The sequence below is a fragment of the Pseudomonas sp. SWRI77 genome (assembly GCF_014269105.1).
Lineage (GTDB): Bacteria > Pseudomonadota > Gammaproteobacteria > Pseudomonadales > Pseudomonadaceae > Aquipseudomonas > Aquipseudomonas capeferrum.
The window spans coordinates 235,165-248,251 of sequence record NZ_JABWRV010000002.1; the positions used below are offsets into that span (position 1 = coordinate 235,165).

The window sequence follows — 13,087 nt, forward strand, 5'->3', positions numbered from 1 at the left end:
ACCCAATGAGATCGTTTTGGCACGCCTATTGCCGATCTCCTGCCAGACGCCCCAAGTCCATGGGCCCGTTTGCAGGAGGAATTGACTCATGCACCGACCGATACCCCACCCGCTGGCAGTGGCGATTTTCGCCGGCATGCTCCAGCTCCCGGCGCAGGCTGCGTTGAACGCTGTCGACCCCGGTCCCTATAACCTTGGCAACGGCAACTTTGCCGGTTGGTACCAGGATAGCCACGGTCGTACCCTCGACCTGTGCCTGACCAAAGCGGTGAGTTCCAGGGCCGCCGGCGCGCCCGGCGCACCGGCGTACATGTGCACACTGCTGCCAACCCCCGGGGTGTTCGATGACACCCAACCCATCGCCTTCCCCACCAACTTCCCCGACGAGGCCTTCTGGTTTACCGCTGACGCCGCCATCGTCGACGCGGCACGCGGCATCGACCTGAGCTACGGCACGGCCATCGAGGCGGCGTTCGCCGCCGAAGAACCGGTCGAAGGCGATCAAGTCAGCTTCGCCCGGGTGCGGATCCGGGTGGATGTACCGACGGCAGGCACCTACGTGGTCACCCACCCCTATGGTGTCGATGTGTTCGATGTACCGGCCGGCGGGCGTCGGGCAATCAACATGACCCGCGACATCGGCATCGCCGGTGCAGGCGACTTTACCGGTGCGCTCAAAGGCGATGTCGGCCCGTTCCTGCGCAGCGTAAACGGCCCTTACACCGAGGGCAGCGAACGCTTCATTGGCGACCCGAACCTGGAAGAGCCTGTGACCGGCAGCCCGTTCAACACCAACTTCGTGCGCATCGAAGGCCCCGGCGGCATCGACCTGCGTACCGAGCTGTTCTCGATCTCAGGCAAGCTCTCCAACGTCGCCCTGCCTACCCCGTTGATGCCGCTACGCACCACCTACTCGCGGCGTACCGAAAATGGCGACCTGCGCGCCCAGCAAGATGTGTTCGTCATGGCCCCGCCGCCGCCTGCGACCGTCACCCTGACCAGCCAGACCCCAAACCTGAGCCTGACCGAAGCCAACGGCACCGGTGCCTGGTATGCCCAGTCGGTTCTCAACCCAGCGCTGCCAACAACGCTGGTGCTGACCGCCGACAACAGTGTGGCCATCCCGACCAGCAGCCTGACCACGGCCAACCTGCCACTGACCGACCTGGTGACCATCACCCAGGCCGAATACCGCCTGTCCACCGGCCAGCTGACGCTGGTCGCCAGCACCAGCGATGAAACCAGCCCGCCTGTGCTGACCGCCCACACCGCCAACGGCACGTTGATCGGCAACCTCAGTGGCAACGGCGCCGTGAAAACATTGAGCACAACCCTCTCGCCCATCCCCCCGGCCAAGGTGCAAGTCACCAGCGCCAATGGTGGTAGCGACAGCGAAGACGTGGTGCTGGTGCCATGAACAGACAAAGGCTCAGCCTTCAAGGAGGCAGCATGAACACTTGGCCACGCCGTGCGCTGTTCGCCGCCGGTTTTTCCCTCACCGTCACCAGCGCCGCCTTTGCCGCGTTGTCCGATGTCGACCCAGGCCCGTACACCTTTGCCACTGGTGGTTATCCCATGTGGTACAAGGACGCCAACGACCTGTCGCTGGAGTTGTGCCAGTCGCGGGCCACCAGCACCCGAGCACCTGGTGGCCCCGGCGCCCCTGCCTACATGTGCACCCTGCTGCCCGAACCTGGCATCTATGACGATACCCTGCCGCTGGTATTCCCCGACAACTGGCCGCCAGAGATGTTCTGGTTCCTGGCCGAGACCGAGATACCACAGGTAGGCAACAGTGGCTACGAGCTGGAAGTATACGTCGCCGGCCTGGAAGCGGCGTTTGCCGCCGAGAACCCGGTGGACGGCGACCAGCAGAGCTTTGCCCGCATCCGAATCCGCGCCTCAGTGCCGCGCACAGGCGTCTACACCATCACCCACCCTTATGGGGTAGAGACGGTCAACGTCACCACGGCCGGCCGGCGGGCGATCAACATCACCCGCGACATCGGTATCGGCGCGCCAGGCAACTTCCGCGGGCCACTCAACGGTAACCTCGGGCCTTGGCTACGCGGCGTCGGCGGCCCCTATACCGCGGTCAACCCGGACACCGGCTCGACCGAAACCTTTATCGGCGACCCGAACATCACCGAAGCGGTGGTCGGCAGCCCCTTCAACACCAACTTCGTGCGCATCGAAGGCCCACCTGGCGCCATCCAGACCAACGCCTTCACGGTGTCCGGCAAAGTGCTCGATCAACGCGCGCAAACGCCCGTCACCCTGGAACGTGCCACCTACTCGCGTAACGGCGCCGGGACCCGTGTCGAGGTCTTTGCCAAAGCGCCCAACAATGCCAGCGTGTGCATGCGCAATGGCTTGGCATTGATTGGCTCACCGCCTTCGCCTTGCCAGTTCAGCCTACTGCCGGACAACAACGGGCTGTTCTTCAGCCAGCAACTGAGCCAGGCCGCGCCGCCACCGGTGGTGGTGGTTACCGGCAGCAGCGCCACCGGCACCACACAGCCAACGGCGTTGTCGAGCAAGCTCAGCGATGTGGTCAAGGTAAGCACCGCACGCTACGACTGGGCCAACAAACGCCTGTTCATCGAAGCCCGCTCCAGCGACGAAGTGGCGATCCCTGACCTGGTGGCCCAAGGCTACGGACGGCTGTCCAAGTCCGGCACGCTGCAAAGCCTGACGGTCAACGATATTGCCCAGCCGCCTGCGACCGTCACGGTCAAATCTGGCCATGGCGGCAGCGATGTCGAGCCTGTAGTGGTGGTCGGCAATGCACCTGTCGAAGCCGCCAACCAGCCACCGCTGGCCCAGGCCGATATTGGCAGCACCAGTGTCGGGGTGCCGCTGAGCCTGAACCTGCTGATGAACGACAGCGACCCGGATGGCAACGTACCGCTGACCATCAGCGACCTGACCCAACCGGGTACCGGCCTGGGCGGCGTGGTACTCAACGGCAGCACGTCGGTGACCTACACCCCACCAGTCGGGGCCACGCAACCGCTGGTGGCCACCTTCAGCTATCGGGCCGTGGATGCCAAAGGCCTGAAGTCGGAACCGGCAACGGTTACGGTCAATGTCGCACCCAACCAGGCGCCGACCGCAGCCGCTCAAACCGTCGCCACGCTCGGTGTAGCGCTCACCATCAACGCGCTGGCCGGCGCTACCGATCCAGAAGGCAATCTGCCCCTGGTGGTTGCCAGTGTGACCCAGCCGGCGGCAGGCAGAGGGACCGTCAGCACTGACGGCACCACTGTCACCTACACACCACCGGCGACCGTCACGACGGCCTTCACCACCACCTTCACCTACCAGGTGCGTGACGCGCTGGGGGCGCTGTCCAACAGCGCCACCGTCACCGTCAACGTGTCGCCACGCCCCGCCGCCGAGACCTTCGCGGTCACCACAGCCACGGTCACGGCACGCTCCAACAACCGTTACAACTGGGACATCAGCGGCACCTCATCGGTGACCACCGGCAACGTCGTTACCGTGCGGGTCACCACCACCACTGGCGTGCAGACATTGGGCACCACCACGGTACCGGTCACCGGCCGCTGGCGCCTGGCCGTCAGCAACAGCACCACGGTGATCCCGACCGCCGCGCCGACGGCGACCATCACCACCAGCCCAGGCACCACCCGCACCGTCAACGTAGTCGTGCAGTGAAAGGCCGGAGAACGCCATGAAATGCCTGTATCCACTGCTGCTCTGCCTGGCCCTGACGGGCCAGGCCAGGGGGGCCGAAGACCTGATGGACAACGCCGACCTTGCGCCCGGCAGTGACCTCGGCGACCCCGTGATCATCCGCCTGTTACCGGTCGGCGCCGGCCAGGCCGCGGTGATCGAACAGCAAGGCAACGGCAACCGCGCCGCCCTCGACCAGAACGGCCAGGCCCTGCTGGGCCGCATCGTCCAGGCCGGGGGCGCACAGGAGGCGTACATCCTGCAAGAAGGCAGTGACCTGATGGCCAGCATCAGCCAGCAGGGTAATGGCAACAGCGCGTCGATCCGCCAGAGCGGCAGCAGCAACAGCGCTGCCATCGACCAGATCGGCAACGACAACAGCGCCAGCATCGTGCAGTCCGGCACGGGCCTCAACAGCTCCGTGACCCAAGCCGGCAATGGCCAGCATGTTCAGATCACCCAATACCGATAGACCTGGAGGCACCACCATGTTCAAGCTCGCTCCCCTAAGTGCCGCTATCGTCCTGGCCCTTGCAGGTCAGGTCATGGCTGCCGACAGCACGTCGACGCAGACTCAGGACGGCAAGGAAAACATTGCCGAAGTGACCCAGACCCTCGCACCGTTCGCCTCGGCCACCCAGACCCAGACCGGCAAGGGCCACAACCACCTGGCAGTGCAGGCCGACAGCACCAGTGATATCCAGCAGAGCGCTACCGGCTCGTACAACGCAGGGTACGCCGAGCAACTGTTCGAAAACGGCAGCCAGATCACCCAGCAGTCCGGGGGCAGCTACAACGATGCCTTCGCCAGCCAGTCGCTGGGCGAAAACAACCAGGTCCTGCAGACCCAGCAAGGCAGCGAGAACCACTCGACCGTGTGGCAGGACACCCAGCTAGGCAGCCAAGTCACCACCCTGCAATCGGGCCAGCGCAACGAAGCCTTCGCCGAGCAGATGTTCGGCGGCAGCAACAACCAGAGCCTGATCATGCAGGCCGGCGCCGACAACTATGCCGCTGCCGAGCACCTGACCCACAACGACGGCAACATCCAGATCTACCAGGACGGCAAGGAGAACTGGGCCTACGGTGACCAGCGCGACGGCCAAGGCGGCACCATCGGCCTCAACCAGACCGGCACTGGCAACTCGGTAGAGGTATGGCAGGACACCCAGGTGGGCAGCCAGGCCAACGTCACTCAGACCGGCCAGCTCAACGAAGGCTACATCGACCAAAGTTTCGGCGAAGCCAACAAGGCCAGCCTGACGCAAAATGGCAAGGCCAACGCCAGCTGGTCGGATCAGTTCGAGAGCAACAACTCGACCACTACCATTTCGCAGAAGGGTAGCAACAACCTGCACTACACCTACCAGAACGGTGAAAACCTCAACCTGACCGTGACCACCCAAGGCAACGGCAACAAAATCACCGCCAGCAACTGGAAAGGCGACAAGATGGGCGGCCAGTTTGGTACCAACCAGACCGCCGTTATCAACCAGTACGGCAACGGCAACGGCGTCAACCTGACGCAGAATGGTGACAACCAGCTGGCCACGCTGAACCAGACCGGCAACAACAACGCGATGCAGACCAAGCAGGCCGACAGCAACAACGAGCTGTTCTTCGAGCAGAACGGCAGCGACAACATCCTCATCGCCGACCAGCGTGGCACTGACAACTATGCCTTCGGCAGCAGCGAAGGTACCGGCAACTCCATCACCTTGGACCAGTCCGGCTACAGCAACCAGAGCCACACCAATCAGCTCTACGGTAGCGGCAACGAGGTCACCATCAAACAGACCGACAGCGTCAACGCCGCCTACGTGACCCAGGGCGGCCAGGGCAACAAGGCATTCGTCGACCAGAGCGGTATCGCGCAAACCGCCACCATCAGCCAGCTGGGCAGCGCGAACACGGCCACTGTGACTCAAAAGTAAGCCCTTCCCCCTTGGACCGCGGTGCTCACTCTCCCGAGTGCCGCGGTTCCTTTTTGTTGCAGCGGGCTTGGCGCGAATAGGCCATGCACGCCAACAGCATTACAATGGTCAGCACCCCATTCGGTGCGCCCGTCATGATCCAGTCCGACCTCGACCTGTTCGGCCCCCAGCCGCAACGCCTGGCCAGCCACACCGTGCTGCTGCCCGGTTTCGCCCTGGCCGAGCTCGAGGCCCTGCTCGACGCCCTGCGCCCAGTGCTGCGCGCCGCGCCGTTCCGGCACATGCAGACGCCAGGCGGCCTGCACATGGCCGTAGCGCTGACCAATTGCGGTGCGCTGGGTTGGGTCAGTGATGCGCACGGCTACCGCTACACCTCCACCGACCCGCAAAGCGGCATGCCCTGGCCTGCGCTACCGCCCGTTCTGCTCAGCCTGGCAGGTCGCGCAGCCGCCATCGCAGGCTTTGACGATTTTGTCGCCGACGCCTGCCTGGTCAACCACTACCTGCCTGGTACCCGCCTGAGCTTGCACCAAGACCGCAACGAACAGGACTACGACCAGCCGATCGTGTCGATTTCACTGGGCTTGCCTGCGGTGTTCCTGTTGGGCGGGTTACAACGCGCGGATAAGACCCAGCGTGTACCGCTGAACCATGGCGATGTGCTGGTCTGGGGCGGTGAGGACCGCTTGCGCTTTCATGGGGTGTTGCCAATCAAACCCGGCGTGCATCCGCGCATGGGTGAACGGCGCATCAACCTGACCCTGCGCAAGGCGGGGTAATGGCGTAAAAACTTGAACATCTTCGCCGGTAAGGCTTCTAAAGATGAGCAGCGTCAGTCTTTTCGAGGAGCCCGACATGACCTACACGCCCTGCCATGGAGCTGCGCACCGATGAAAATGCCCGGCCGCTCTCCCAACGCCTCGCTGCAGCTCGATTACGTACGCGATACGTTATTCGGCCCTGTAGCGCAGAGCGTTGAATGCCAATGCCAGCTCGCCGCCATCAACCTGCAGGGCCGCCCTGCGCTGCGTTTGCACATCTGCCCGCCACTGCCCGACAAAGTCGACCGTGCTCACAGCGTGGCGTTCGTCTGGGACGGCCGCAGTTACCGCGGCGTGGTGCGCGACCAAGGCAAGTGCGGCGACGGGGGGCTCAACCTGTTGCTGGAGTTGCAATAAGCCGATCAACGGCGGCCAAGTGGGCTGAACCTGCCGGCAACACCACGTCTCCATAGCACAAGAGCCCATGCCTTCTGGAGATCGCCATGAACAGTCCGTTGCTCAAGCTCTTCACCCACCCATCCGATGCCTGGATAGAGATCCGCCGGGCGGAAGAAGACCACCCGCAGCAATACCTGCCGCGCCTGCTGGCGTTGGCGTTGATCCCTGCCGTGTGCCTATTCGTCGGTACTACCACCTTTGGCTGGAGCCTTGCCGGCGAAGAACGCGTGCGCCTGAGCCTCGCCAGCGCGGCGCAGCTGGCGTGTCTGCTGTATGCCGTCACGGTGGTCGGGGTGATGATCATGGGGGTGATGATCCGCTGGATGTCACGCGGCTTTGATGCACAACCCAGCCTGCAGCAATGCATCGGCTTTGCCGCCTACTGCGCGACGCCGTGGTTTTTTGCCGGAGTGGTCGGGTTGCTGCCGATTCGCTGGCTGGCCCTGGTGGCGCTGTTGGCCGCCTCGGCGTATGCCAGCGTGCTGCTGTTCGGCGGTTTGCAGACGTTTTTACGCTTGCGCAAAGAACAGGCCATGCTGTTCGCCGCCTGTGTGTGGGGGGTGGGCCTATTGGTGCTGGTGACCATCCTGGTGTCGATGATCCTGTTCTGGTTCAACGGCCTGATGCCGGAGTATGTGCGCCCGGCCAGCCTGGGCTGACCGGGCTCTACGGGCAGGCTCAGGCAATCGCCCTGAGCGGCGTGGTGGGTTTATCACGCAGCGCGTGCAATTGCGTAAGCAGGTTCACCACGTCGCGGCAACTGTTGAGGCCCTGCAGGTCCACCCCGCTCAGGGTCACCCCCTCTTCCAGGCTTTTCCCCTGGCCCAGGCGAATGGTCAGGTGAGCGCCATCCGCGCAACTGACTTCGCAGCGATCAGGCAGGCAGGCTTGCTCAATCATCTGCCGCATTTCCAGCATTGAAACGCCTATCAACGACATTGTACGACCCTCTCTGTACTGGATGGCCTATTGGTTAGGTACGCCTTTGCCAGGCAAGGTGCCAATTGATATTGCGCATCCTCCGGCGGCCGTCCATGCGCCGGAGCAATGATCGTGCGGGGAATCATCTAGCACCTTAGTGGAAGATCGCTGGTGGGCCTGTACTGTTCGATCGGCTGCTGGCAGTTAACGACGAGCGGTCTCGGCCGGCATCTGCCCGAACCGTCCGGCATGGAAATCATCGAACGATTCTGCGATTTCTGCCTCGCTGTTCATCACGAACGGCCCGTAGCCAACGATCGGCTCATCGATCGGTTCACCGCTGAGCAACAGCACGCTGGCGTCTTCCAGCGCCTCGATGGCAATGCCCTCACCGCTACGCTCGAACAGCACCAGGCTGGCCGGCCCGGCTTCGCGTTCACCGTTGACCCGCACGCTGCCGCGCAACACCACCAGGGCTGCATTACGCCCCGTCGCGACGGGCAGTTGCACGCTCGACTGGGCGTTCAAACGCATGTCCCAGACATCCATGGCGGTAAAGGTTCGCGCAGGGCCTGGCTGCCCTTGGTACTCACCCGCGATCACCCGCAGGCTGCCACCGTTGCCGTCCAGCGCCACCACAGGGATGTCCGTGGCCAGCAGCGTCTGGTACCCCGCCGCAGCGCGCTTGTCACGCGCAGGCAGGTTGACCCACAGCTGCACCATCTCCAGCGTACCGCCACTGCGGGCAAACGCCGGGGCGTGGAACTCTTCATGGAGGATGCCATTGGCAGCTGTCATCCATTGCACGTCGCCTGGGCCGATCAGGCCACCCGCCCCCGTCGAGTCACGGTGCTCCAGTTCGCCCTGGTAGACGATGGTCACGGTCTCGAAACCACGGTGCGGATGTTGCCCGACGCCGCGCCGGGCGCTGGTCGGGGTAAAGGTGTGCGGGCCGGCATAGTCCAGCAACAGGAACGGGCTGATCTGGCTGGCCAGGTTGTCATAGGTGAACAGGCTGCGCACCGGGAAGCCATCGCCTACCCAGTGGGGGTGAGGGCTGCGGTGAATACCCAGAATCTTTTTCATGAGAAGTCTCCTCTCTTGGCTGGGATCACCTTACCAATGATACCAATCAGGCGGTAGACAGCTGAAATGGCATGCATCGTTCCATCAATAGGACAAACTTCAGTTTAGAAAGCTGAGCACGGACGCTGCTGTCATCGCTGGGTCCTCCTGCATGAAACAGTGCCCACCCGCGACCTGCTGGGCAGTCACGTTCGGGTTCAGCGCCACCAGGCGCTTCACCGAATGTGGCACGAAGGGGTAGGTCTGTTCGCCATACAGCACCCGCGTCGGTGTCTGGATCGCTGCCAGGTTCGCCCACATGCGTTTGGGGAACGAACTGAAAATCTCCACCTCGCGGCTGGGCCGACACTTGAGTACCACCGCCTCGCCGCAATCGCCAATGGCATGCTCGACATAGGCTTGCAGCGCCGCATCGCTCCAGCCTTTGAAGATACCGCGGCTCTGCAGCGAGGCCAGCGCCGTTTCGCGATCGGGCCAATGGCTGCGGCGGCTGGCAGCCTTGCGCGCCAAAGCGTGGCGCTGGTGCAGGCCAACCAGCGCGGCGGCGCCCATCACGCCGATCATGCTGCGGCTGAACAACACCGGGTCGAGCAGCACGGCGCGCTCGAACAACTGCGGCTCGCTGGCCAGGATCAGCCCCGAGAGCACGCCACCAAAACTGTGCCCGAGGGCAACACGCGGCACCTCGCCATATTCGCCACGCCCGCGCTCGAACGCCTCTACTGCCAGTTCAGCTGTGCGGTTCCAGCCGCGAAACGCACCGCCATGGTCGCTGTCGCCGTGGCCTTGCACATCGCATAGCCACAGGTCGAAGTGCTCGCCCAGGCGCATCAGCAACGGCTGGTAGGCCAGGCAGCAGAAGCCGTTGCCATGCAGAAAATGCAGCAAAGGCTTGCCACTGGCCGGCGTACGCCAGCCGCGCAGGGTAAAGCCTTCGGAGCAATGGTGGGACCACGGGATCAACTGCATGGGCTTGCTGTACTCATCGGTCTATGAAAACGCCGATTCTACAAACAGCAGCGGGTATAGCGAAATCACCAGTAGCACGGCCATCAGGACATTGAACAGCATCAGCCAACGCGGATTCTGCAACAGGTTGCGCAAGGCGCTGCCGAACATGACCCAGACCCCGACGCTGGGCAGGTTGACCAGGGCGAACAGCGCGGCGATGACGACCACGTTCATCACGTATCCCTGGGCCGGTGTGTAGGTGGTGATTGCCCCCACTGCCATTACCCAGGCCTTGGGGTTGACCCACTGAAATGCCGCAGCGCCCCAGAAGCCCAACGGTTTGCGGGCGCTGCCCGAGGCTGTACCGATCGGCCCCGAGGTGGCGATCTTCCAGGCCAGGTACAGCAGGTAGGCGGCGCCTGTGTAGCGCAGGATGGTGTACAGCGCCGGCCATGCCTTGAACACCTCGCCCAGCCCTAAACCGACTGCCAGCACCATGACCATGAAGCCGACACTGATGCCGATGGCATGCGGGATCGAACGGCGCACGCCGAAGTTCACGCCGGAGGCCAGCAGCATGGTGTTGTTCGGCCCCGGGGTGATGGAGGATACGAAGGCAAACAGCACAAAGGCTGTCAGCAGGTCGGCAGAGGCAAGCATGGCAGGCATTCCACAATCATTATTGGTGCTGTCACACTAACGGAGTCGCCCTGCCTTGCGACCGGTACAATTTCGCTAAATTAAATAGATACAAATACTGTACCTATCTCGTTCAGTTCAAGGAAGCCTGCCCCATGAGCCTCACCATTCGCCCCGCCGTGCGTACCGATGCCGCGCAGATTCTGGCATTCATCACCGAGCTTGCCGACTACGAACGTGCCCGGCACGAGGTCGTTGCGTCTGTCGACGACATCCAGCGCAGCCTGTTTGACGAAGGCAGTACCGTACACAGCCTGATTTGCGAGCGTGATGGCCTGGCGATTGGTTTTGCCGTGTACTTCTACAGCTACTCGACCTGGCTCGGGCGCAATGGCATCTACCTCGAAGACCTGTACGTGACGCCCGAGCAGCGCGGCGATGGCGCTGGGCGCAAACTGCTGCGCCATATTGCCAGCGAGGCCGTGCAGAACAATTGCGGGCGCCTGGAATGGAGCGTGCTGGACTGGAACGCGCCGGCAATCGGGTTTTACCAGTCGTTGGGCGCCGAGGCGCAGAGTGAGTGGCTTCGGTATCGGCTCGATGGCGAGAAGCTGCTGGCGTTTGCGCGGGGTTGACCTTCGAGCCCCGACTCACCCTTTTCAGTTTCCTTATGTCACTTCTAAAGAAATATTCGTATTTCCTTGTTTCATATTGTCTTTTTAGTGCAATTTCTTACCCATTGAGCCACCACCACAGAGGGTGACACGACTCGGCTACCGCCAATGACGGTGCCCCGTCGGGCACCTTGCGCCTGGGCGTGCCGCAGCCCCTGGGCGGATTTATGGCTGTTCCATCTGCGTTAGCTGGGCAACCTGCAAGAGCCGGTGGAACTGTTCGGCGAGCTGGCTACTACTTCGGCCGGGTCACCTACAACTTCTGAAATACTTTTCGCGCGCGAACCGCTGTGCAATTGACGCAAAACTTGCCTCGTGGTCTCCTAATGCCTCGCGTTCAGGTGCCCCCTCAGGGGTGAAACGGGAAACCGGTGCGTCACAGGCCCTCGACCAAGGCCGGACAAACCCGGTGCTGCCCCCGCAACGGTAAGCGAGCGAAGCGTCTAGACCACTGTGCCGCATCATCTGGCATGGGAAGGGGCGCTTTTCAGGAGCGCTGCTCCTCCTCGTTAGCCCGGAGACCGGCCTGGCGTTCATGAACAACACCCCGCGGTGGGCGGGCGCTGTCGCATTCCCCTGGGCGGATCACGTTCGGGGCTGCCGCGCTTGCCCGTTGCCCACAAAAGCAGAGGAACGCGTCATGCCCGTCACCAGCGCCAAACACAGCATTGCCACCCCCGTTACCCTCAGTCAGCGTGTCGTCATCGCCGTCGGCGCCAGCCTGCTCGGCCTGTGCCTGGTCTACTTTGCCGGTTTCTCGCACATCGAGGCCGTCCACAACGCGGCCCACGACACCCGTCACAGCGCTGCCTTCCCCTGCCACTGAGTACGCCCCATGATCACGCGCATCGCCCGAACCGCGGGCTTCAGCGGGCTGCTTGCAGCCTTGCTGCTGACCCTGCTGCAAAGCTTCTGGGTTGCTCCTTTGATTCTTGAGGCGGAAACCTACGAGTCTGCAGCCCCTGCTGCCGAGCATCACGCACACGGCGCCGAAGGGGCTGCGGCGCATGAACACAGCGACGAAGCCTGGTCGCCCGAAGATGGCTGGCAGCGCATCCTGTCCACCACCGGCGGCAACCTGGTGGTCGCGGTCGGCTTCGCCTTGATACTCGCCGCCTTGTACAGCCTGCGTGAGCCCAAGCGCGCGGCAACAGGGGCGCTGTGGGGCCTGGCAGGCTTCGCCGTGTTCTGCCTGGCACCTACCCTGGGCCTGCCACCGGAGCTGCCGGGCACCGCCGCCGCTGACCTGGGGCAACGTCAGGCCTGGTGGATCGGCACCGCAAGTGCCACCGCGTTGGGCCTGGCCCTGCTGGTGTTCGCCCGCCACTGGCTGGTGAAGGCGCTGGGCGCCGTGTTGCTGGTGCTGCCGCATGTCATCGGCGCACCGCAACCTGAAGTTCATCAGAGCCTCGCACCCGAGGCCCTGGAAGCGCAGTTCAAGATCGCCTCCTGGCTGACCAACGCGGCCTTCTGGGTGGCCTTGGGGCTGCTCAGCGCGTGGCTGTTCCGCCGCTCCAGCCAGGCCTGATGGCGGTCGACACCTCGGTGCCGACACTGTACGCCGGCTTCGGCTGCCGCCGGGGCTGCCCGGCGGACACCCTCGAAACCCTGCTGCGCCAGGCTCTGGACCACCACGGCCTGGCACTGCCAGCGCTACGCGGTATCGCCAGCATCGCCTTGAAGGCCGACGAACCCGGCTTGCAGCAACTCGCCACGCGCCTCGGCGTGCCGTTGCTGCTGTACGATGCCAGGCAACTTGCCCCCTACGAACCGCTGCTCAGCCATCGCTCGGTCATTGCCCACGCACACAGCGGTTGCTGGGGTGTGGCAGAGAGCGCGGCGCTGGCCATGGCCAGCCAGCACCTCGGCGCTGCCAGGCTGCTGGTTACCCGCCAGGTGTACGGGCCAGCTACCCTCGCCCTGGCCTGCGGGCGATAATTGCGCCAACCATTCATTGCAAGGA

At 63.6% G+C, this 13,087-nt stretch carries 15 protein-coding genes and 1 riboswitch; of the genes, 11 read left to right on the top strand and 4 right to left on the bottom strand.

Features of this window, described 5'->3' with window-relative positions; all coding sequences use genetic code 11:
• The first annotated feature begins 88 nt into the window (after nt 1-88).
• The 7 genes from HU766_RS03530 to HU766_RS03560 all read left to right on the top strand — a co-directional run bounded on the left by HU766_RS03530 (nt 89) and on the right by HU766_RS03560 (nt 7,512).
• Entirely contained in the window at nt 89-1,417 is a 1,329-nt protein-coding gene (locus HU766_RS03530) for a hypothetical protein (protein WP_186653522.1), read from the top strand.
• Nucleotides 1,418-1,449: 32 nt separating this feature from the next.
• Entirely contained in the window at nt 1,450-3,681 is a 2,232-nt protein-coding gene (locus HU766_RS03535) for an Ig-like domain-containing protein (protein ID WP_186653524.1), read from the top strand.
• Between the two features lie 16 nt (nt 3,682-3,697).
• Nucleotides 3,698-4,171, top strand: a complete 474-nt coding sequence (locus HU766_RS03540) for a curlin (protein ID WP_186653528.1) — start codon at nt 3,698-3,700, stop codon at nt 4,169-4,171.
• Nucleotides 4,172-4,187: 16 nt separating this feature from the next.
• Entirely contained in the window at nt 4,188-5,633 is a 1,446-nt protein-coding gene (locus HU766_RS03545) for a curlin (RefSeq protein WP_033697987.1), read from the top strand.
• A 134-nt stretch (nt 5,634-5,767) separates the two neighbouring features.
• Nucleotides 5,768-6,412 carry a DNA oxidative demethylase AlkB gene (alkB, locus tag HU766_RS03550; RefSeq protein WP_156310147.1) on the top strand — a complete coding sequence of 215 codons (645 nt, stop codon included), beginning with the start codon at nt 5,768-5,770 and terminating at the stop codon, nt 6,410-6,412.
• 111 nt (nt 6,413-6,523) lie between these two features.
• Nucleotides 6,524-6,811 (top strand): hypothetical protein, encoded by a 288-nt coding sequence (locus HU766_RS03555; protein WP_033697988.1) that lies wholly within the window; start codon nt 6,524-6,526, stop codon nt 6,809-6,811.
• A gap of 86 nt (nt 6,812-6,897) precedes the next feature.
• Nucleotides 6,898-7,512, top strand: coding sequence for a Yip1 family protein (locus tag HU766_RS03560; protein WP_186653531.1), 615 nt, complete (start codon nt 6,898-6,900; stop codon nt 7,510-7,512).
• A gap of 19 nt (nt 7,513-7,531) precedes the next feature.
• Here HU766_RS03560 and HU766_RS03565 read toward each other — a convergent pair whose 3' ends face one another.
• The 4 genes from HU766_RS03565 to HU766_RS03580 all read right to left on the bottom strand — a co-directional run bounded on the left by HU766_RS03565 (nt 7,532) and on the right by HU766_RS03580 (nt 10,480).
• Nucleotides 7,532-7,792: a DUF1652 domain-containing protein gene (locus tag HU766_RS03565; protein ID WP_033697990.1), complete on the bottom strand. Its 261-nt coding sequence runs from the start codon at nt 7,790-7,792 to the stop codon at nt 7,532-7,534.
• 186 nt (nt 7,793-7,978) lie between these two features.
• Complete coding sequence (locus HU766_RS03570) at nt 7,979-8,860, bottom strand: pirin family protein (protein ID WP_033697991.1); 882 nt, start codon at nt 8,858-8,860, stop codon at nt 7,979-7,981.
• A gap of 99 nt (nt 8,861-8,959) precedes the next feature.
• A complete protein-coding gene (locus tag HU766_RS03575; RefSeq protein WP_186653538.1) occupies nt 8,960-9,829 on the bottom strand; it encodes an alpha/beta hydrolase in 870 nt (289 codons plus the stop codon).
• A gap of 21 nt (nt 9,830-9,850) precedes the next feature.
• The gene (locus HU766_RS03580) at nt 9,851-10,480 is read right to left on the bottom strand and encodes a LysE family translocator (RefSeq protein WP_077068416.1); all 630 of its coding nucleotides are present in this window, start codon (nt 10,478-10,480) and stop codon (nt 9,851-9,853) included.
• 125 nt (nt 10,481-10,605) lie between these two features.
• Here HU766_RS03580 and HU766_RS03585 point away from each other — a divergent pair, with 125 nt between their 5' ends.
• The 4 genes from HU766_RS03585 (at nt 10,606) to HU766_RS03600 (ending at nt 13,062) form a co-directional block, all read left to right on the top strand.
• Nucleotides 10,606-11,085 (top strand): GNAT family N-acetyltransferase, encoded by a 480-nt coding sequence (locus HU766_RS03585; RefSeq protein ID WP_033697993.1) that lies wholly within the window; start codon nt 10,606-10,608, stop codon nt 11,083-11,085.
• Nucleotides 11,086-11,446: 361 nt separating this feature from the next.
• A riboswitch (cobalamin riboswitch) is annotated at nt 11,447-11,669 on the top strand.
• A gap of 95 nt (nt 11,670-11,764) precedes the next feature.
• Nucleotides 11,765-11,950 (top strand): CbtB-domain containing protein, encoded by a 186-nt coding sequence (locus HU766_RS03590; RefSeq protein WP_027593390.1) that lies wholly within the window; start codon nt 11,765-11,767, stop codon nt 11,948-11,950.
• Nucleotides 11,951-11,959: 9 nt separating this feature from the next.
• On the top strand, nt 11,960-12,652 hold the full coding sequence (locus HU766_RS03595; RefSeq protein ID WP_033697999.1) for a CbtA family protein: 693 nt from the start codon (nt 11,960-11,962) through the stop codon (nt 12,650-12,652).
• Between the two features lie 17 nt (nt 12,653-12,669).
• Entirely contained in the window at nt 12,670-13,062 is a 393-nt protein-coding gene (locus HU766_RS03600) for a cobalamin biosynthesis protein (RefSeq protein WP_186653685.1), read from the top strand.
• Nucleotides 13,063-13,087: the final 25 nt, after the last annotated feature.